General features: G+C 70.4%; 17 protein-coding genes. 7 read left to right on the forward strand and 10 right to left on the reverse strand.

The window, feature by feature from the left end; genetic code table 11:
- Positions 1-140: 140 nt before the first annotated feature.
- The 3 genes from C4T78_RS16320 to pruA form a co-directional block, all read right to left on the reverse strand.
- Positions 141-917, reverse strand: coding sequence for a thioesterase family protein (locus tag C4T78_RS16320; protein ID WP_093345570.1), 777 nt, complete (start codon positions 915-917; stop codon positions 141-143).
- A 141-nt stretch (positions 918-1,058) separates the two neighbouring features.
- Complete coding sequence (locus C4T78_RS16325) at positions 1,059-1,988, reverse strand: proline dehydrogenase family protein (RefSeq protein WP_093345572.1); 930 nt, start codon at positions 1,986-1,988, stop codon at positions 1,059-1,061.
- A 188-nt stretch (positions 1,989-2,176) separates the two neighbouring features.
- Positions 2,177-3,805, reverse strand: coding sequence for an L-glutamate gamma-semialdehyde dehydrogenase (pruA, locus tag C4T78_RS16330; protein ID WP_093345574.1), 1,629 nt, complete (start codon positions 3,803-3,805; stop codon positions 2,177-2,179).
- A gap of 148 nt (positions 3,806-3,953) precedes the next feature.
- On the opposite strand from pruA, the gene C4T78_RS16335 reads away from it, so the two are divergent.
- A complete protein-coding gene (locus C4T78_RS16335; protein ID WP_093345576.1) occupies positions 3,954-5,609 on the forward strand; it encodes a PucR family transcriptional regulator in 1,656 nt (551 codons plus the stop codon).
- Positions 5,610-5,614: 5 nt separating this feature from the next.
- On the opposite strand, the gene C4T78_RS16340 is transcribed toward C4T78_RS16335, so the two are convergent.
- From C4T78_RS16340 to C4T78_RS16360, 5 genes are all read right to left on the reverse strand, one after another.
- Positions 5,615-6,355: a hypothetical protein gene (locus C4T78_RS16340; protein WP_093345579.1), complete on the reverse strand. Its 741-nt coding sequence runs from the start codon at positions 6,353-6,355 to the stop codon at positions 5,615-5,617.
- A 285-nt stretch (positions 6,356-6,640) separates the two neighbouring features.
- Entirely contained in the window at positions 6,641-7,258 is a 618-nt protein-coding gene (locus tag C4T78_RS16345; protein WP_143185715.1) for a hypothetical protein, read from the reverse strand.
- A 256-nt stretch (positions 7,259-7,514) separates the two neighbouring features.
- Complete coding sequence (locus tag C4T78_RS16350; RefSeq protein WP_093345584.1) at positions 7,515-8,336, reverse strand: SDR family oxidoreductase; 822 nt, start codon at positions 8,334-8,336, stop codon at positions 7,515-7,517.
- Positions 8,337-8,640: 304 nt separating this feature from the next.
- A complete protein-coding gene (gene coaA, locus C4T78_RS16355; RefSeq protein WP_093345588.1) occupies positions 8,641-9,573 on the reverse strand; it encodes a type I pantothenate kinase in 933 nt (310 codons plus the stop codon).
- Positions 9,574-9,918: 345 nt separating this feature from the next.
- A complete protein-coding gene (locus C4T78_RS16360) occupies positions 9,919-11,370 on the reverse strand; it encodes an amino acid permease (protein WP_093345591.1) in 1,452 nt (483 codons plus the stop codon).
- Positions 11,371-11,706: 336 nt separating this feature from the next.
- On the opposite strand from C4T78_RS16360, the gene C4T78_RS16365 reads away from it, so the two are divergent.
- From C4T78_RS16365 to C4T78_RS16385, 5 genes are all read left to right on the forward strand, one after another.
- Positions 11,707-12,159, forward strand: a complete 453-nt coding sequence (locus tag C4T78_RS16365) for a universal stress protein (RefSeq protein ID WP_093345593.1) — start codon at positions 11,707-11,709, stop codon at positions 12,157-12,159.
- On the forward strand, positions 12,140-13,117 hold the full coding sequence (locus tag C4T78_RS16370) for an adenylate/guanylate cyclase domain-containing protein (protein WP_235862967.1): 978 nt from the start codon (positions 12,140-12,142) through the stop codon (positions 13,115-13,117). The genes C4T78_RS16365 and C4T78_RS16370 overlap by 20 nt, the downstream gene beginning before the upstream one ends.
- Positions 13,118-13,326: 209 nt before the next feature.
- Positions 13,327-14,706, forward strand: a complete 1,380-nt coding sequence (locus C4T78_RS16375) for an FAD-binding oxidoreductase (RefSeq protein ID WP_093345597.1) — start codon at positions 13,327-13,329, stop codon at positions 14,704-14,706.
- A gap of 16 nt (positions 14,707-14,722) precedes the next feature.
- Entirely contained in the window at positions 14,723-15,955 is a 1,233-nt protein-coding gene (locus C4T78_RS16380) for an SAM-dependent methyltransferase (protein WP_093345599.1), read from the forward strand.
- 114 nt (positions 15,956-16,069) lie between these two features.
- Positions 16,070-16,555, forward strand: a complete 486-nt coding sequence (locus tag C4T78_RS16385; RefSeq protein ID WP_093345601.1) for a VOC family protein — start codon at positions 16,070-16,072, stop codon at positions 16,553-16,555.
- Positions 16,556-16,666: 111 nt separating this feature from the next.
- Here the strand turns inward: C4T78_RS16385 and C4T78_RS16390 are convergent, their stop codons facing one another.
- On the reverse strand, positions 16,667-18,064 hold the full coding sequence (locus C4T78_RS16390; RefSeq protein ID WP_093345604.1) for a lipase maturation factor family protein: 1,398 nt from the start codon (positions 18,062-18,064) through the stop codon (positions 16,667-16,669).
- Positions 18,065-18,164: 100 nt separating this feature from the next.
- Here C4T78_RS16390 and C4T78_RS16395 point away from each other — a divergent pair, with 100 nt between their 5' ends.
- Positions 18,165-19,022, forward strand: a complete 858-nt coding sequence (locus tag C4T78_RS16395; protein ID WP_093345606.1) for a putative RNA methyltransferase — start codon at positions 18,165-18,167, stop codon at positions 19,020-19,022.
- A gap of 45 nt (positions 19,023-19,067) precedes the next feature.
- Here the strand turns inward: C4T78_RS16395 and C4T78_RS16400 are convergent, their stop codons facing one another.
- Positions 19,068-19,562 (reverse strand): winged helix-turn-helix transcriptional regulator, encoded by a 495-nt coding sequence (locus tag C4T78_RS16400; protein WP_093345609.1) that lies wholly within the window; start codon positions 19,560-19,562, stop codon positions 19,068-19,070.
- Positions 19,563-19,655 lie beyond the last annotated feature (93 nt).

The following is a 19,655-nucleotide window of genomic DNA, read 5'->3' on the forward strand; positions in this document are numbered from 1 at the left end:
CGACGTGATCCCCGCCGCACACGCCCGGGCAGGCAGCACACACCTAACGGGCACCGTTTCCGCAGTTCAGGGCCCGTGAGTGCTTTGGGGTGCTATAGCCCCGCGAAACACTCACGGGCTGCCACCTGCGGAAAGTGCGGTCACTGCGTCAGCGGGCGGACGGTGAGCATCTGCTCCGCGCGGCCGACGGGACCGCGGGCGTCGTGCAGGACGGTGGTGGTGATGCCCCGCCCGTCGCTGCCGAAGACGACGCTGGTGTCCAGCCCCGTCCAGCCGCTCTCCGGCTGGCGGTGCAGGTGGATCGTCAGGTCGACGTTCGGGAACATCCACTCGGTCGGCGGCTGCCGCACGGCGATGCCGTTGGCGGTGTCGACCAGCGCGATGTAGGACGCCAGCGCACTGACCTCCTCGCCCGCGACGAGGTCGTAGGAGGTGGACATCCACGCCGTGGCACGTCCGAGCTGCGGCTCGCCGACCGTGCGGGCCTCCAGCGAGGCGATGAACCCGCCCGACCACAGCGAGCTCATCGGCCAGGGCTCCAGCGTGTCCGGGTGCGGCAGCGCCTCGGGCGCACCGCCGGCGACGGCGCTGGTGTCCTGCGCCGACAGGAACCAGGCGCGGGCGCGGACCACCGGGCGCCCGCCGATGATCGCGGTGGCCTCCACCAGCTCGATGGTCCGGCCCGGTCGCAGCGTCTCCACGCGCACCTCGAACTCGTCGAGGTCGATCTTGCCCAGGATGTCGAAGCTCACCCGGCTGATCTGCAGGCCCGGCCGCTCCCCGGAGCGCTCGATGGCGTGCACCAGCAGGCCGCCCAGCGGGCTGAAGTGCTGCTCGTCGCTGCGCCACGCGCCGCTGGCGTGGGCGGTCGGCTTGAACCGGTTCGCGTCGAGCCGTTCGAAGTAGCTGGGCGTCAACGAAATCCCTCTTCCCGCTCGTGACCTTGCCGTTCCAGGGTATTTGCGGTGGCACGGAGCTCGTACGGGCTGTGGCCATCCCCACGAAAGCGGGCCCGGTCCGGGGGCGATCCGGACCGGGCCCGCTGCGGGGGCGCCGCGTCAGCTCTGGGTGATCAGCGAGCGCAGGAAGAACACCAGGTTCGCCGGGCGCTCGGCGAGGCGCCGCATGAAGTAGCCGTACCACTCGTCGCCGTAGGCCACGTAGACGCGCAGCTTGCCGCCCTCGGCCGCGATCCGCCGCTGCTCCTCGGCGCGGATGCCGTACAGCATCTGGTACTCGAAGCTGTCCGCGTCGCGCCCGGCCCGCGCGGCCAGGTCGGTGGCGATGGAGACCATCCGCGGGTCGTGGCTGGCCACCATCGGGTAGCCGGCGCCCTCCATCAGGATCTTGAGGCAGCGCACGTAGGAGCGGTCCACCTCGGCCTTGTCCTGGTAGGCCACCGAGGCCGGCTCGGAGTAGGCGCCCTTGCACAGGCGCACCCGCGAACCCTCGGTCGCCAGGTCGCGGCAGTCCTGCTCGGTGCGGTGCAGGTAGGCCTGCAGCACCGCGCCGGTCCACGGGAAGTCCACCCGCAGGTCGCGGAGGATGCCCAGGGTGGAGTCGGTGGTGGTGTGGTCCTCCATGTCGAGGGTGACCGTGGTGCCCGCGTCGGCCGCCGCCTCGCAGATCAGCCGGGCGTTCTCCAGCGCGATCTTCTCGCCGTCGGTGGGCAGGAACTGGCCGACGGCGGAGAGCTTCACCGACACCTCGGCCCGGTCGGCCAGGCCCTCGGCCTTGAGCACCGAGAGCATCCGCTGGTAGGCGCGGACGGTGTCATCGGCCTGCTGCGCGTCGAGGGTGTCCTCGCCGAGGTGGTCGAGGGTGACGTGCATGCCCTGGTCGCGGAGCGCCCGGGTGGCGCTGACCGCGTCCTCGGGGGTGGTCCCGGCGACGAACCGCTTGACGACCGGCTTGGTCAGCGGGTTGGCCTCGACGAGACGGCGCACGCCCTGGGAACGGGCGGCGGCCAGCAAGGTGCTGCGCAGCATCGCGGCTCTCCTTCTGGTGAAAGTGTTTCGGGGTGGGGGAATCTCCTGCCTTCCGCGTTGCCTGCTGGATGCGTGCCGCGGTCGCCGGTGCCGTTGCGGGCCGACACCGGCGAGGGTTCGGAGGGGGAGTCGGGGTGGGGTGCGGGGCGCCTTCGGGCGGATGACTCGCCCGAAGGCGCCCCGCACCGTCAGCCCATGTGGGGGTAGCCGATGGAGGTGGGGGCGTCCCAGGTCTCCTTGATGGCCCGCGGGCTGGTCCAACGCTGGATGTTCAGCAGCGAACCGGCCTTGTCGTTGGTGCCCGAGGCGCGGCTGCCGCCGAAGGGCTGGCGGGAGACGATCGAGCCGGTGGGCTTGTCGTTGACGTAGAAGTTGCCCGCCGCGCCGCGCAGCTTGCGGTGCGCCTCGTCGATCGCGCTGCGGTCGGTGGCGAACACCGCGCCGGTCAGCGCGTAGGGGCTGGAGCCGTCGACGACGTCGAGGATCTCCGAGTACTTGGCGTCGTCGTAGACGTGCACGGCGATGATCGGCCCGAAGTACTCGGTGGTGAACACCTCGTCGCCCGGGTCGCTGCAGACCAGCACGGTGGGCTCGACGAAGTAGCCGACCGAGTCGTCGTAGCCGCCGCCCGCCAGGACCTCGATGGTGTCGGTGGCCTTGGCCCGGTCCAGCGCCGCCTTGTGCTTGGCGAAGGCGCGGGCGTCGATGACGGCGCCGCCGAAGTAGGAGAAGTCGGTGACGTCGCCGTAGCGGATGCTGCGGGTCAGCTCCGCCAGCTCCTCGCGCAGGCCGCCTTCCCAGATGGAGCGCGGCACGTAGGCGCGGGAGGCCGCCGAGCACTTCTGGCCCTGGTACTCGAAAGCACCGCGGGCGAACGCCGCAGCCAGCGGCGCCGGGTCCGCCGAGGGGTGCACGACGATGAAGTCCTTGCCGCCGGTCTCCCCGACGATGCGCGGGTAGCTGCGGTAGGAGTCGAGGTTGTCCCCGATCAGGCGCCACAGCTTCTTGAAGGTGGCGGTGGAACCGGTGAAGTGCAGGCCGGCGAAACCGGGGTCGGTCAGCGCGACCTCGGAGACGGCGTGGCCGTCGCCGGTGACCAGGTTGATCACGCCCGGCGGCAGGCCGGCGGCCTCGAACAGCCGCATGGTGAAGTGCGCGGCGAACTGCTGCGACGGGGTGGGCTTCCACACCACGGTGTTGCCCATCAGCGCCGGTGCGGTCGGCAGGTTGCCCGCGATGGCGGTGAAGTTGAACGGCGTGATCGCGGTGACGAACCCGTCCAGCGGGCGGTAGTCCATCCGGTTCCACTCACCGGGCACCGACCGCGGCTGCTCGGCGATGATCTGCCGCGCGTAGTGCACGTTGAACCGCAGGAAGTCGATGAACTCGCAGGCGGCGTCGATCTCGGCCTGCTGCACCGACTTGGACTGGCCCAGGATGGTCGCGGCGTTGATGGTGTCGCGCCACGGCCCGGCCAGCAGGTCGGCGGCGCGCAGCAGCACGGCGGCGCGCTCGTCGAACGAGGTCGCGGCCCACGCCGGGGCGGCGTCCTTGGCGGCCTGCACGGCGGCGGCGACGTCCTCGCGGGTGGCCTGCGCGGCGGTGCCCAGCACGTGGGCGTGGTCGTGCGGCTGGACGACGTCGAAGCGGTCGCCACCGGCCAGGCGCTGCACCCCGCCGATGGTCTGGGTCAGCTCGACCTGCTCGGACTCCAGCTCGGCGACGCGCTTCTGCAGCGACTCGCGTTCCGGCGATCCGGGCGCGTAGCCCTTGACCGGCTCGTTGTACGGAACCGGGACCGAGGTGATGGCGTCCATGGCCAAAGTCGCCTCCTTGTGAGAAGTCGCTGTCGTGCGGGAAAGCCGCTGTTACTTGGGAGGTTAAGGTTTCGTTAGCCGGTGGAGCTTGTCCGTTCGGCTATCGTTGTCCGTATCGGGTTGTCCGGTTGAACAAGCGGGGTTCGGAGTGCGCGAAGTCGAGGTCGATGCGGTCGGCGTCGCCGTGGCCGGGGTGCCGTTGCGCCAGCTCCTCATCGCCGTCGGAGAACCCCTGGTCGACGTGCTCGCCGCGCCCCGCGGCTTCGACGTCGAGGTGCGCGACGTGGTCATTGTCGACCCGGAGGAGGAGTCCGGCAGTGGTCGCAGCGGCGACTTCGTGCTGGTGATCGGCGCCCGCGGGCGGGCTGCGGTGCGGCTGGTGCGGGCGGCCGCGCGCGAGGGCGCGGTGGCCGTCGCGGTGAAGGTGGGCGTCGAGACCGATGTGCGAGTGCTGCGAGACACCGCGATCGACAGCGGTATCGCGCTGCTCGGCGTCCGGCCGGAGGTGCGCTGGGAGCGTCTGGAGTCCTTCGCCCGCTCCGCGATCGACAACGCCCGGCTGACCACCGACGCCGACGTGGGGGAGGCCCTCGGCGACCTGTTCTCGCTGGCCCAGACGGTGGCGGCGATGACGGACGGCATCGTCTCGATCGAGGACACCGCGAGCCGGGTGCTGGCCTACTCGCGCTCCGACGACGAGGTCGACGAGCTGCGCAGGCTGTCCATCCTGGGCCGCCAGGGCCCCGAGCCGTACCTGGCGATGCTCCGCGAGTGGGGCGTGTACCAGCGGCTGCGCGCGGGTGAGGACGTGGTCCGCATCGACGAGCGCCCGGACCTGGGCATCCGCCGGCGGATGGCGGTGGGCATCCACGCGGGAGCCCAGCCGCTGGGGTCGATCTGGGTGCAGGAGAGCAGCCGGCCGCTCTCGGAACGCTCGGAGCGGGCGCTGCTCGGCGCGGCACGAGTGGCGGCGCTGCAGCTCGTCCGGCAGCGCACGGAGGCCACGGCGGGCCCGCGCTTCCGCGAGAACCTGCTGACCGGCCTGCTCGACGGCCGCATCGACGCCCAGTCGGTGGCCGACAACATCGGCGCGGACGCATCGAAACCGGCGGTGGTCGTGGTGTTCACGCTGCGCCCGTCGGAACCCAACGCGGACCGCTCCGAGCTGGAGCTGCAGCGCGCGGAGATGACCAGCCTGATCTCGGTGCACGCCTCGGCGTACCGGCGCAGCGCGCTGGTCACCACGATCGGCTCGCGCGTCTACGTGCTGCTGCCGGACCTGGCGGAGCGCTCGGCGAGCGCCTCGACGCTGAGCCTGACGCGCGAGATCGTCGCGGCGGCCAAGCACCACCTGCGGGCCCGCGTGCAGGTGGGCGTGGGTTCGGCGGTGCGGACCCTGGACGAGGTGGCGGAGTCCCGCACCGAAGCGGACCGGATCCTCGACGCGATGACGCACGACCTGCACGCGGAGATCGCGACGATCTCCGACGTGCGCGCCCAGGTGGTGATCAGCGAGCTCCTGACCGTCCTGCAGAGCAACGAGCGCTTCCGCGACGCCCGCCTGACGGCCCTCCAGGAGCACGACGCGGAACACGGCACGGGCCTGGCCCGCTCCCTGCTGGCCTACCTGGAGGCGTTCGGCGACGTCCGGGCGGCCAGCGACCGCCTCCACGTCCACCCCAACACCCTCCGCTACCGGGTCCGCCGCGCGGGCGAGATCACCGGCGTGGACCTGTCCAACCCCTCAGAACGCCTCAACGCCCACCTCCAGCTCCTCCTGGCCCGCCGAACCCGCCGTCCGTGAGGCGCTCAGAGCCGGGCTTCGAGACGTGCCCGCAGCGGCGCGTAGTCGTGGTTCGGGAAGAGCTCGGGGAAGACTCGGAGCATCGTCGCCATGTCCTTCGCCGTGTGGCGGAAGTCGACGCTCGCCAGCGATGCGCGCGTGAACAAGTACTGCCAGCCGAAGGTGCCCTTCGTCAGCGCCAGCGCTTCCAGGTAGCCGAGGTAGTCCAGGTCCATCTGCAGCGGGCCGATCCGGGCGTCCCACACCCAGATCTCCAGCGGGGTCCGGTGCGGCTCGACGCGGACCGCCGCGATCAGGCCGGTGCCGGCTCGCGGGTGCCCGTCGATCTCCCGGAACTGCGCGAGGAGTTCCCGCTCGTCATCCGGGGTTCCCTCCCAGGCCAGTGGCGGCGCCGGTTCGAAGAGCGCACCGAAGAAGTACGGAAGCCGGAATTCGCCGGCCAGGCCCGCTGCCTCGTCGCTCGCGCGCCAGTGGCCGGCGAACCTGCCGAACCGCGGGGCGGATTCGGCGATCGCGGGGTCGACCACGACGTCGCTCAGATCCGCGATCATGGCGCCCGCCTCCATGCTCTCCGCGGCCAGTTTCGCCGCCGGCATCGCGTCGGCACCGATGGCGTCGGGCTGCACCACCAGGGTGTCCCGGAGGACGTCGATCGCGGGATGCTCCCGGAGCTCGGACAGTGCCCCGGCCAGGAGTTCCTCGTGCCTGGTGGGGTTCTCGATGGCTGTGCCGTCGGCGAGTCGCATTCGTGGTCCTTCTTTGTGCGCTGATCCGTGCGGGAGGCTGCTGAGCGCGAGCCCAGAGCGGGGCCCCGCGCGCAATCGGCCCCGTCTCCCCTGGTCAAGCCCCGTGAGTGTTTTGCGGGGCTATAGCACCCCGAAACACTCACGGGGCTGTACCGGCAGAAACGGAGGGGACAGGGGACGAAACCCACGCCATCCGCGCGGGTTGGCAGCGGTGTGGAGCTCGCTTCGTCGCCGCACCTCTCGCTTGGGCTGTCGAACCCGGCGGTCGTGAGTCCGGTTGGCCGGTCAGGCCAGTCCTTCGTCGGCGAAGGCCTGGACGACCATCTCGGCGAGTTCGGCGACGTCCGGGTGCTCGTCGTCGGCGAGACCTCGCACGAGGTCCAGGCATCCGGGCCATTCCGCTTGGGCGATCGCGTGGAGGGTGGCGAACCGGACGATCGGTTCCGGGTCCCGCGTTCCGCGCTCGAAGAGCGCCTCGACCTTCGGCGTCGCGGTCAGCGGGGCGCCCAAGCCCAGTCGGAGCATCGCGCGGACTTGTTCGTCGGGCAGGCCGCTGCCGAAGCTCAGGTCCGCGATGCGGTTGAGCTCGGCGGGCTTCCAGACGTCGATCCGCGCGTCCTCGACGGACTTGCGCACCTGCTCGACCTGCTCGCGGTCCGCGCCGAGCACGACGAGGTACCGCAGCTCGCCGGACTGGTCGACGCCGGTGTCGTCCACGATGAAGTGCACCGACGTGGAAGCGTCGACCTGCCACTTCATCTCGTGGTTGATGAGCTGATCGGGGTCCCGATCGAGAGCTCCGACGTACTCCCACCCGGCCACCTCGGCGAACCGGGCCACCAGTTGCACCGGTTCCCGCTTCTTCAGCAACAAGCGGCGGCTTCGGACGTTTCCAACGGACATGCGGCGCTCCTCGGCGCTGAGATCAACACGGGTGGCGAACCCCTGCACCGACCGCGAAGCCGGTCGTGATCGCCCGCGAGGGCACTGGCACCTCGGGTACGCGGTGAAGCGGTTCGCCCGAGATGACCACATCCGGCGCTCGCCGCTGTGCCCGGAACGGCGGGAAACCTCCACGACCAGGCAGCCCGAGGCTGAGCGCGGTCACCGGACCTTCGGTCCCGTAGCGGTCGATTTCGAGCGAAATGGGCAGCGCATCTCAGGCGCGGGGGCGCCAGCGGCCGAAGCCTCCTTCGGTGTTGAGGACTTGGCCGGTGATCCAGCGGGCTTCGTCGGTGGCGAGCCAGGCGATCAGGCGGGCCGGGTCGTCCGGCTCGCCGTAGCGGCCGTACGGGAACATCGGGCGGATCGTCCGCCAGGTCGCTTCGTCCAGGTAGCCGGTGTCGACCGGGCCCGGGTTGACCGTGTTCGTCGTGATGCCGGCGTCCGCCAGCTGGTCCGACAGGGTCGTGGTGATCTCGGCGAGCGCTCCTTTGGCGGCGGCGTAGGCGACTTCGCCGGGCATCGGGCCCTGCTGCTGGCCGGAGGTCATGAACACGATCCGGCCGCCCGGCCGCCCGTCGTGCTGTGCCGCGAACGCCTGCGCCAGCAGGATCGACGAGCGGGTGTTCACCGCCCAGTGCCCGTCGAGCATGGCCGCGTCGAGCTCGCCCAGCTCCCCGTCCCCACCGCTGCGCGCGTGGTTGCAGACCAGGACGTCCAGGTGCCCGAACTCGGCCACCACCGCGTCCACCAGTTGTTGCGGTGCTTCGGGTTCGGCGAGGTCCAGCCCGGTTTCGGCGATGCGGGCCTCGGGCACCAGCTGTTCGGCGACACCGGCGTGAACCGCGTCGAGATCGTCGCCGCCCCAGGGTTGATCGAGATCGTGCGGCCGGTAGTGGTGCAGGAAGACCGAAGCGCCGTACGCCGCCAAACGACGGGCAATCGCGTACCCGATGCCCTGTCTGCGGCTGACGCCGGTCACCAGCGCGGTTCGGCCGAGGAGCGGCAGGGGATCGCGGGCCAGATCAGCTGACGACATGCACCGGATGCTAGAGACGGATTCCGCTCCGGGCCAACGATTTCCGGCCACGGGGCGTGAGCGGACCTCGCGCTCCGTGTCGGTCTTCTCCGCGAATACGTACTCATGTGGGTAATTGCACCGGTCCGCCGCGCGGCTCGATGCGGCACTCTCGATGGAGCTCGCCCAGTGGAGCGAGCACCGGTTGACCGCTCTCTCCCCCCGAAGCAGGTCTCCGGAAGCGTCGCGCCCTGTCGCCCCCAGCGGCAGGGCGTGCGGTTCGTCCGGCCCCATCCCCGACGGGCCGGACGGACCGCGAGCGGCGTCAGAGCTTGCGGAGGCGGACCCGGTTGATCGAGTGGTCCGCGTCCTTGCGCAGCACCAGGGTCGCGCGCGGGCGGGTCGGCAGGATGTTCTCCACCAGGTTCGGCTCGTTGATCGTGCGCCACAGGTGACCGGCCTCGGCCAGGGCCTCCTCGTCGGAGAGCTGCGCGAAGTGGTGGAAGTGCGATTCCGGGTTCGCGAACGCCGTGCTGCGCAGGGCCAGGAAGCGGTCCGCGTACCAGCGGGCGATGTGCTCGGTGTGCGCGTCGACGTAGATCGAGAAGTCGAACAGGTCCGACACCGCCAGGCTCGGCGCCGGCTGCAGGACGTTGAGCCCCTCGATGATCAGGATGTCCGGCTGGCGCACCACGTTGTGCTCGCCGGGCAGGATGTCGTAGGCCACGTGCGAGTACAGCGGCGCCGCCACCTCCGGGGCACCGGACTTCACCTCGGTGACGAACCGCAGCAGCGCGCGCCGGTCGTAGCTCTCCGGGAAGCCCTTGCGGTGCATCAGGCCGCGGCGCACCAGCTCGGCCTTCGGGTAGAGGAAGCCGTCGGTGGTCACCAGGTCCACGCGCGGGTGGTCGGGCCAGCGGGCCAGCAGGGTGCGCAGCAGCCGCGCGGTGGTCGACTTGCCGACCGCGACGCTGCCCGCGATGCCGATCACGAACGGCACCTTGGTGCCGCCGGTCTCCTCGCCGAGGAACGTCGTGGTCGTCTGGTGCAGCCGCTGGCGGGCGGCCACCTGCAGGCTGATCAGCCGCGACAGCGGCAGGTAGACGTCGGCGACCTCCGCCAGGTCGACCTGCTCGCCGAGCCCGCGCAGGTCGTCGAGCTCGTCCTCGGTCAGCGACAGCGGCAGGGAATCTCGCAGTTCCCGCCACTGGTCCCGGTGCAATTCGACATATGGGCTCAGCTCGCGAACGCGTGTCACAGGCACCCCTCAGCGTTGAGGCCCGGCAGGAACTTTCCGCGGAACCCTAAGCCGCTGAACGCCTGCCGCGCTGTGATCCACTCCACGCTGAGACGCAGCGAACATCCTGGATCGATCGTGCCCTTCCGCATCGCGGAGACCAACTTCCACGGAGTGCGATTTCCATTGAAATCGCCTGCACCGCCGGTGTGTCGTGCGCCGACGCGCCGACGGCCTGCGCAACTTCAATTGAAATCTGAGGTGAGATTTCCATTGAAATTGCGGCAGAGGCCGGACGGCAGAACGCCGGACCGCGCTGGGCGATCCGGCGTTCTGCGGGGTCCGGCGTCGGGGCCGGGGGTCAGCTCACTGCTCGGAGCTGTCGGCGTTCGCCTCGTTCAGCTTCGACTTGCGGTAGCCGTAGGCGAAGTAGATCACCAGGCCGATGGCGAACCAGGCGGCGAAGCGCAGCCAGGTCTCCGGGGCCAGGAAGGTGACCAGCCAGATCGAGAACACGATGCCGATGATCGGCACGATCGGCATGCCCGGGCACTTGAAGCCGCGCGGCAGGTCGGGCCGCTTGTAGCGGAGCACGATCACCGCGGCGCAGACGATCACGAACGCCAGCAGGATGCCGATGTTGGTCAGCTCGGCTGCCTCGCCGATCGGCAGCAGGCCGGCGATCAGCGCCGAGGCGATGCCGATCAGCCAGGTGAACCGGCTCGGCACCTTGCGCACCGGGTGGGTCTTGGCGAACCACTTCGGCAGCAACCCGTCGCGGCTCATCGCGTAGCCGACGCGGGTCACGCCCATCATGAAGGTGAACAGCACGGTCAGGATGCCCAGGATCGCGCCGATGGCGATGATCGCGCCCAGCACCGGCAGGCCGACGTCGGAGAAGGCCGACGCGAACGCGCTCTCGCTGCTGATCTGCTGGAACGGGATCATGCCGGTCAGCACCAGGCAGGCCAGCACGTAGAGCACCATCGAGATGCCCAGCGAGTACATGATCGCCTTCGGCATGTGCCGCTGGGCGTCCTTGGACTCCTCGGCCGCGGTGCTCATCGCGTCGTAGCCGAACACCGCGAAGAACACCGTCGCGGCCCCGGCGAACGCGCCGCTGATGCCGTACGGGAAGAACGGGTTGTAGTTGCCCGCGTCGATGTGGAACGCGCCCACGACGATCACCAGCAGGACCACGCCGACCTTCAGGTACACCAGGAAGGTCTCGAACCGGGCGGCGCTCTTCATGCCCTGGTTGAGGATGAAGGCGATCAGCAGGCACAGCAGCGCCGCGAACAGGTTGATCTTGTAGCTGCCGGGCGGGGCGGCACCGTTCTCGGTGCCGGGGGCGCCCATCATCCAGGCGGGCAGGTCGAGCCCGATGAAGCCGACCAGCTCGTTGAAGTAGCCGGAGATGCCGATTGCGACCACCGCGACGATCGCGGTGTACTCCAGCAGCAGGTCCCACCCGATCAGCCAGCCGACGACCTCGCCGAGCACGGCGTAGCCGTAGGTGTAGGCCGAACCGGCCTTGGGGATCATGCCGGCGAACTCGGCGTAGGAGAACGCCGCCGCCGCGCTGGCGATGCCCGCGATGAGGAACGAGATCAGCACCGCCGGACCGGCCTTCTCGTTGGCCACCGCGCCCGCCAGCGAGAAGATCCCGGCACCGATGATGCCGCCGACGCCGATGGCGGTCAGCTGCCACAGGCCGAGCGACTTCTGGAGGCCGCCACCACCGGTGTCCTCGGTGATGGTGTCGATCGGCTTGCGACGGAATATCCCCCGCCCGGGCTGGAGACTTGGTGAGGTCACGGTTCTACTCCTGGTGCTTTCTCTTGCGCGAAAGGGTGACGTACATGGCGTGATTCGGCCCGGCGAACGTCCCGCGCAACGTCGTCCGTGTCGTGGATCACCAAAGGGTTTGCACGTTGTTGGCGAAACCTACGCGGCTGCGGTGCGTGATCATGTTGTGGGGTCGGATGAGAGTTCCCGGTATGGTTTGGCCGTCACGACAAAACGGCCGGTGGGGGCGTGTCGGTCCGCTCACAGCTGGACCCGGTGCTTCGCGAACCGTGACCGGGTGGCATCGCGATCGTTAGGGTTCACGCCGGTGCCAGGCCAGGATCAGCCAGTGGAAGTAGGAGTGCGATGTCCAGTTACCGCACCGTGGTCGTCGGGACGGACGGCTCGGAGCCCTCGCTGCGCGCGGTGGCCCGCGCCGGAGCCGTGGCCGGCGATTCCGCAGCCCGGTTGGTGATCGTGTGCGCCTACTACCCGACCCCGGACCGCGAGGTCGAGCAGGCGCGCGACGAGCTGGGCGACGAGGCCTTCCAGGTGGTCGGCTCGGCGCCCGCCGAGGCCACGCTGCGCGACGCCGCCGACGTCGCCCGGCAGGCCGGCGCGAAGGCGGTGGACACCTCCGCCGCGGTCGGCGCGCCGATCGGCGTGCTGCTGTCCGCCGCGGAGCGGGAGGGCGCCGACCTGATGGTGGTCGGCAGCCGCGGGTTGAACACGTTGAAGGGGCGGATCCTCGGCTCGGTGCCGTCCGAGGTGTCCCGTCGAGCTGAATGCGATGTGCTCGTTGTCCGAACCACGCGATAGGCCGACCGCGCGCGGCGACGAGATGGAGAAGACCATCCTCGGCAGCGCCCCGCGCTACACGAAGGATCAGGTCGCCGATGCCGCGGGCGTGCCGGTGCAGCGCGCCGAGCAGCTCTGGCAGGCGATGGGGTTCGCGCACGTGGACGACGACGCGGTGGTGTTCACCGATGCCGACGTCGCCGCGCTGCGCTCGCTGGTGGAGCTGGTCTCGGCGGAGGTGATCCCGCCCGAGCTGGAGTCGGCGGTGGCCCGTTCGCTGGCGCAGACGATGTCCCGGCTGGCCGAGTGGCAGGTGGGCATCTTCAAGTCGCTGCTGGGCGACCAGTTCGCGGTGGACGTGCAGACGACCGCCCAGGTCGCCTCGGTGATCCTGCCGGTGATGGAGCGGATGCAGGACTACGTGTGGCGGCGGCACTTGGCGGCCACCGCCTCGCGGGAGCTCGCCGAGCGCGACCCGGGTGCTGACGAGCGCCTGCAGGTGATCGGCTTCGCCGACCTGGTCGGCTACACCCGCCTGATCCGGGACTTCACCGAGCTGGAGCTGGCCCGGCTGATCGACGGCTTCGAGTCGCTGGCCGGGGGCGTGGTCGCGGAGAACCACGGGCGGGTGATCAAGACGGTGGGCGACGAGGTGCTGTTCGTCGCCGACACCGCCGCCGACGCGGCCGAGATCGCCCTGACGCTCAACGAGGAGATCGCCAAGAACGACCTGCTGCCGCCGCTGCGCATCGGGCTCGCGCAGGGCCAGGTGCTGGCCCGCTTCGGCGACGTCTACGGCTCGACGGTGAACATCGCCAGCCGGCTGACCTCGGTGGCCCGCCCGGCATCGGCGCTGGTGGACCGCGAGCTTGCGGCCTCGCTGCGCGGGCACCCGGACTACCGCCTGATCCCGCTCGGCCCGACCAAGGTCCAGGGCTTCCGCGGCCTGCACGCCTGGGCGCTGCGTCGCGCTGGCTGAGCTCCGTTCGGGATTCGTCCAAGTGATCGAATTCCCGGTGCGCTCGGCCGTCGCGGAGCGGTTCGCCCGGTAGCCCCGCGCCGGTGGCCGCCACCTGCGGTTTTCGCGGTCGTCAGCGGGGCGTTCCGGCGGATTCAGCTGTCACCGCGCCAGGTGGGCCGCCGGAAAAGCGGGATGCTCGCGGGCAGCCCCGGCAATAGAGTCGAGGCATGGCCGATCGGGGAGCAGTCGCTGCAGGCAGCCATTCCGACGATGTCACCGCGCTGGTCGCGGAGTACGCGCGACTGCCCGCAGGCGCGCCGGTGCGCCTGGCCAAGCCCACCTCGAACCTGTTCCGGTTCCGCGATCCCGCGGCCGGGCCGGGCCTGGACGTCGGCCGCTTCGACCGGGTGCTGGAGGTGGACACCGCCAACCGCACCGCGCAGGTGCAGGGCATGGCGACCTACGAGCGCATCGTCGACGCGCTGCTGCCGTCCGGGCACATCCCGCTGGTGGTGCCGCAGCTGAAGACGATCACGCTCGGCGGTGCGGTGGCCGGGCTCGGCATCGAGTCCACCTCGTTCCGCAGCGGCCTGCCGCACGAATCGGTGCGGGAGCTGGAGATCCTCACCGGCTCCGGCGAGGTGGTGCGCGCCCGCCCGGACAACGAGCACGCCGAGCTCTTCCGCGGATTCCCCAACTCCTACGGCACGCTGGGCTACGCGCTGCGGCTGGAGATCGAGCTGGAGCAGGTCCGCCCGCACGTGCGGCTGGAGCACGTCCGGTTCGACACGGCTCGGGAGTGCGCGGCGGCGCTGGCGCAGATCTGCCGCGACCGCACCTTCGACGGACACCCGGTCGACTTCCTCGACGGCACCGTGTTCAGCGCCCGCGAGCAGTACCTGACCATCGGGTCCTATGTGGACGAGGCGCCGTTCACCAGCGACTACACCGGTCAGCAGATCTACTACCGCTCCATCCAGCAGCGGCGCACCGACCACCTGAGCATCCACGACTACCTGTGGCGCTGGGACACCGACTGGTTCTGGTGCTCCCGCGCGTTCGGCGCGCAGCGCCCGCTGGTGCGGCGGTTCTGGCCGCAGCGCTACCGCCGCTCCGACGTCTACCGCCGCATCGTGGCCTGGGACCGCAGGCACGCGGTGACCGACCGGCTCGCGGTGCTGCGCGGTCGCGGCGTCAACGAGCCGGTGATCCAGGACGTGGAGATCCCGGTCGACCGGCTGCCGGAGTTCCTGGAGTTCTTCCACCGCGACATCGGCATCTCGCCGGTCTGGCTGTGCCCGGTGCAGCTGCGCGATCCCAAGGGCTGGCCGCTGTACCCGATGGATCCCGACGAGCTGTACATCAACGTCGGGTTCTGGTCGACGGTGCCGCTGCGCAAGGGCGAGGCGCCGGGGCGGCACAACCGGGCGATCGAGCGCGTGGTGACCGAGCTGGACGGCCACAAGTCGCTGTACTCCAACTCCTACTTCACCGAGGAGGAGTTCTGGCGGCTCTACAACCGGCCCGCCTACCAGCGCCTCAAGGAGCGCTACGACCCGGCGGGCCGGTTGCCCGGGCTGTACGAGAAGTGCGTGCGGGAGAAGTGAGGAAGGGGATTCGCTGATGGGCTGGGCAGAGGTGTTCGCGCGCGTCCTCGGGGGCGGAGCCCCGGTGGAGATCCGAGCTTTCGACGGCAGCCGGACCGGTCCGCCCGGCGCCGAGATCGGCGTGGAAGTCCGCTCCCCGCTGGCGCTCTCGCACCTGGCCGCGGCTCCCGGCGAGCTCGGCCTCGCCCGCGCCTACGTCACCGGGGCGCTGGAGGTGCACGGCGACATGTACACCGCGCTGGCCGCCTTCCCGTCGGTGGCGCTGCACGACATCCCGCCGGGCCTGCGCCGCGAACTGCTGGTGAAGCTGGCCGGGTACCGGCTGTGGTGGCCGGTGAAACCGCCTGCGGTCGAGCACCGGCCGTCGGGCGGCTGGCGGCACTCCAAGCGCCGCGACAGCAAGGCGATCTCCTACCACTACGACGTGTCCAACAGGTTCTACGAGTGGGTGCTGGGCCCGTCGATGGCCTACACCTGCGCGGTGTACCCGACCGCGGAGTCCACTTTGGAGGAAGCGCAGTTCGCCAAGCACGACCTGGTGGCGCGCAAGCTCGGGCTCCGGGAGGGCATGCGGCTGCTCGACGTGGGCTGCGGCTGGGGCGGCATGGTGATGCACGCCGCCGAGCACTACGGGGTCCGCGCGCTGGGCGTGACGCTGTCCCGGCAGCAGGCGCAGTGGGCGCAGAAGGCGATCGCCGAACGCGGCCTCGCCGACCTGGCCGAGGTCCGCCACCTGGACTACCGGGACGTGCCCGAGACCGGGTTCGACGCGGTCAGCTCGATCGGGCTCACCGAGCACATCGGCCTGGCGCAGCTGCCGTCGTACTTCTCGTTCCTGCACGACAAGCTGGTGCCGGGCGGGCGGCTGCTCAACCACTGCATCACCCGCCCGGACGGCAGCTTCGGGGCGCGGCCGGGCAAGTTCATCACCCGCTACGTCTTCCCGGACGGCGAGCTGGAACCGGTGGGCACGCTGGTGTCGGCGATGAACGACAACGGCTTCGAGGTGCGCCACGAGGAGAACCTGCGCGAGCACTACGCGCTGACGCTGGCGGGCTGGTGCGAGAACCTCGAAGCGCACTGGGACGATGCGGTCGCGGAGGTGGGGCTCGAGCGGGCGCGCGTGTGGCGGCTGTACATGGCGGCCTGCCGGCTGGGCTTCGAGCGCAACATCGTCCAGCTCCACCAGGTGCTCGGCGTCCGCCTCGACGACACCGACGCGCACTACCCGCTGCGCCCGTCGTGGTGATCCGCGCGAAATCGTTCACCCGGTGCGCGGAGTCGCCCGACCGATGACTTCCGGCTCGGTGGCCGGTCTACCCGTCCGCACCGATAGTGGTGCGAGAGCGGACGGGAGATCGCGATGGCCAAGATCGAGCAGAAGATCACCACCAACCTGTGGTTCGACGGCGTGGCCGAGGAGGCCGCGGCGCACTACACCGGCATTTTCGAGGACTCGCGGATCACGCAGGTGCTGCGCCACGGCGAGGCCGGGTCGGGGACGCCGGGAACGGTGATGACCGTGCAGTTCGAGCTGGCCGGCCAGCAGTTCGTCGGCATCAACGGCGGCCCGCAGTTCACCTTCACCGAGGCCGTCTCGCTGCAGGTCCGGTGCGAATCGCAGGAGGAGGTGGACCGCCTGTGGCAGCAGCTCGGCGAGGGCGGCGAGCCCGGCCCCTGCGGCTGGCTCAAGGACAAGTACGGCCTGTCCTGGCAGATCGTCCCGAACCGGCTCTACGAGCTGATCACCGACCCGGACGCGGAGAAGGCCGACCGCGTCATCAAGGCGATGCTCGCCATGGACGGCAAGCTCGACATCGCCGCCCTGGAAGCCGCGGCCGCGGGCTGAGCCGCAGAACTCGGTGCTGAAGCCGTAGTCGCCGAGGGCATCGGCTCGGCGACGCTCGGGCTCGGGGGCGTAGCGCGACATCGAGCGGCCACCACGCCGGATCGTGGCAGATCACGGCAGGTCGTCGAGCGTCAGCGGCGGGACGAAGTCGCCGACCCGGGTGCGGATCCAGAAGGCGCCCGTCTCGCGGCGCTCGGCGCGCGTCGTGAAGCGGTAGCGGTACAGATCCGCGCGGATCAGCAGCGGCGGCCGGTCCGGGAACGGGTTGTGGCGCAGCAGGCGCAGGACGTGCTCGTCGTTGCGCAGGAGCGCCTTGATCAGGCCGGGCAGCCAGGCGCGGCCGTAGCCGGGGGAGAGCGCGAGGAACCACATCAGCCAGTCCAGGCGGAGGTGGTAGGGCGCGACCTGCGGTGGGCGGCGGTGCGGGTCGCCGGGCTTGCCCTTGAAGCCGTACTCCCGCCACTGGCCGTCGACGTCGGCAGCGCCCTCCACGACGACCTCGTAGCGGGTGCGGGTGATGCTGCCGAACGCGCCGTAGGTGTTGCCCAGGTGCAGCTTGTTGAAGCTGCGGTTCATCACCTGGCGCTTGCCGAGCATGTTGCGCACCGGCGCGTAGCTCAGCACCGCGAACACCACCGCCAGCACCAGCACGAGCACGGCGAACCACGGCGGCAGCCCGGCCATCGGCGGCGGCTCGAACGGGCCCGAGCTCATCGCCGAGCAGGCCAGCGTGATGGTCAGCAGGTTCAGCCAGGCGAAGTTCCCGCTGAGCATCAGCCAGCCCTGCGTCACCACCACGACCAGCCCGGCCGCTGTGGCGACCGGTTGCGGCGCGAACAGCAGGAACGGCACGACGAGCTGGGTGAAGTGGTTGGCCACCACCTCTACCTGGTGCACCTGGCGGGGGAGCCGGTGGAACCAGCGGCTCAGCGGGCCGGGCATCGGCTGGGTCTCGTGGTGGTAGTACAGCGCGGTGAGGTCGCGCCAGCAGGAGTCGCCGCGCATCTTGATCAGCCCGGCGCCGAACTCCACCCGGAACAGCAGCCAGCACAGCAACCAGACCACCAGGGTCGGCGGCGCGATCCCGGCCGGGCCGAGGAAGATCACCAGGAACCCGGCTTCGAGCAGCAGCGACTCCCAGCCGAACGAGTACCAGACCTGCCCGACGTTGACGATCGACAGGTACAGCAGCCACAGCAGCGTCCACAGCACCAGCCACGCCCACAGCGGCGCCAGGTCGGCGAACAGCGCCAGCGCGCTGCCTGCGATCCCGGCCCAGCAGACGCCCGCGTAGAACCGGTCGGAGTAGTGCAGGTGGAACAGGCTGGGCGATTCCCGGAACGGCACGTGCGCCAGGAAGCGGGGGATCGGGGTCAGCCCGCGCTCGCCGAGCAGTCCCCGGAACTGCCGCAGCGCGCTGACGAATCCGAGCAGGTAGGTGATGGCGACCAGGTGCGCGACCGCGAAGCGCGCGATCCAGTAGTCGGGAGCTGCTGCCCAATCCCACATCGTGCCCACCGTCCCAGCTCGCGCCGAGCGTGCTCCGCGCGGGTGCTCGCGCCTCGGACTTCTACAATCGCCTGTCGACGATGCGCTGTGGAGGGCTGGATTGCTGGACGACGTGGTGGCGGTGCTGGCCTGCCCGCATTGCGGTGCCGACCTGGACCGGACCGGCAACAGCCTGCGCTGCGCGGCGAACCACGTGTTCGACGTCGCCCGCCAGGGCTACGTGAGCCTGCTGCCCGGCGGCACGAAGGTCGCCGGTGACACGGCGGCGATGGTCGCGGCCCGCGCGGACTTCCTGGCCGCCGGGCACTACGCACCGATCGCCGACGCAGCGGCTGAAGCGCTGTCCGGCGTCGAGGGATGCGTGGTCGACATCGGGGCCGGGACCGGTTACTACCTCGCTCGTGCTCTCGAAGGTTCCGAGCGCATCGGGCTCGCGCTGGACGTCTCGAAGTACGCCGCGCGCCGCGCGGCCAAAGCGCACCCGCGCATGGGTGCTGCTGTCGCCGACGCTTGGCAGACGCTGCCGGTTCGCACCGGTGCGGCTTCGGCGGTGCTGAACGTCTTCGCGCCCCGCAACGCCGCTGAGATGCACCGCGTCCTGCGCCCGGACGGGCGGCTCGTGGTGGTCGTGCCCAACGGCGACCACCTGGCGGACCTGGTGTCGGCCCTTGGGCTGCTCAAGGTCGACGAGCGCAAGCAGGAGCGCCTGACCGAGCAGCTGGCCGACCACTTCGAGCTGATCGAGCAGCGGACCTGCGAGTTCCGCCTCTCCCTGGCCGAGCCGGAGGCCGAAGCGGTGGTGGCGATGGGTCCCAGCGCCTGGCACGCCGACCCCGAGGCCCTCCGAGCCCGGATCGCGGCCCTCCCGAAGCCCCTCGCGCCGACGGCCTCGGTCACGATCGCCAGCTACCGTCCCTTTCCGCAGGTGGCAGCCCGTGAGCGTTTTGCGGGGTCATAGCACCACAAAACACTCACGGTCCTTGACCAGCGGGAACGCGTCGGATCAGCCGCGGGCGAGTTCGGTTTCGTAGGCCGCGCGCAGGCGGTCGAAGACCGACTCCGCGCCCTCCGGGCGCGGGATGCCCAGGTGCTGCTCGCGCAGTTCGTCCATGAACTCCGCCCACAGCTCCGGGCCGCCGCGTTCGAGCAGCTCGGCTCGGATGGCCAGCTCTCGCGTCACCGGCATGTGACGGCGTCCCCAGGCACCGAGGTGCGCCATCACGGGGACGAGCTGGATCGCCGGCTCGGTGAGGCTGTAGATCACCTTCTGCTTGTGGCTGGGATCGGGCGCCTTGGACACCAGGCCTTCCTCGGTGAGGCGCTGGAGGCGGGCGGCGAGGATGTTCGAGGCGATGCCCTCCTCGGAGTTGTTCAGCAGTTCCCGGAAGTGCCTCCGGTTGCCGAACATCAGGTCCCGGATGACGATCAGCGACCACTTGTCGCCGAGCACCTCGAGGGAGAGGTTGATCGGACACCCGGAACGGTGCTCGTCCTTCACCGGCTCCTCCCATCGCCAGAAGAAACTGCTTGCAATCCGCAGTCGGTAAGTTCTAGATTATCACCGATTGCAACGTGCAACCAGATAAGCATC

Origin of the sequence: Saccharopolyspora kobensis, from assembly GCF_900108315.1 — a bacterium.
GTDB lineage: Bacteria > Actinomycetota > Actinomycetes > Mycobacteriales > Pseudonocardiaceae > Saccharopolyspora > Saccharopolyspora kobensis.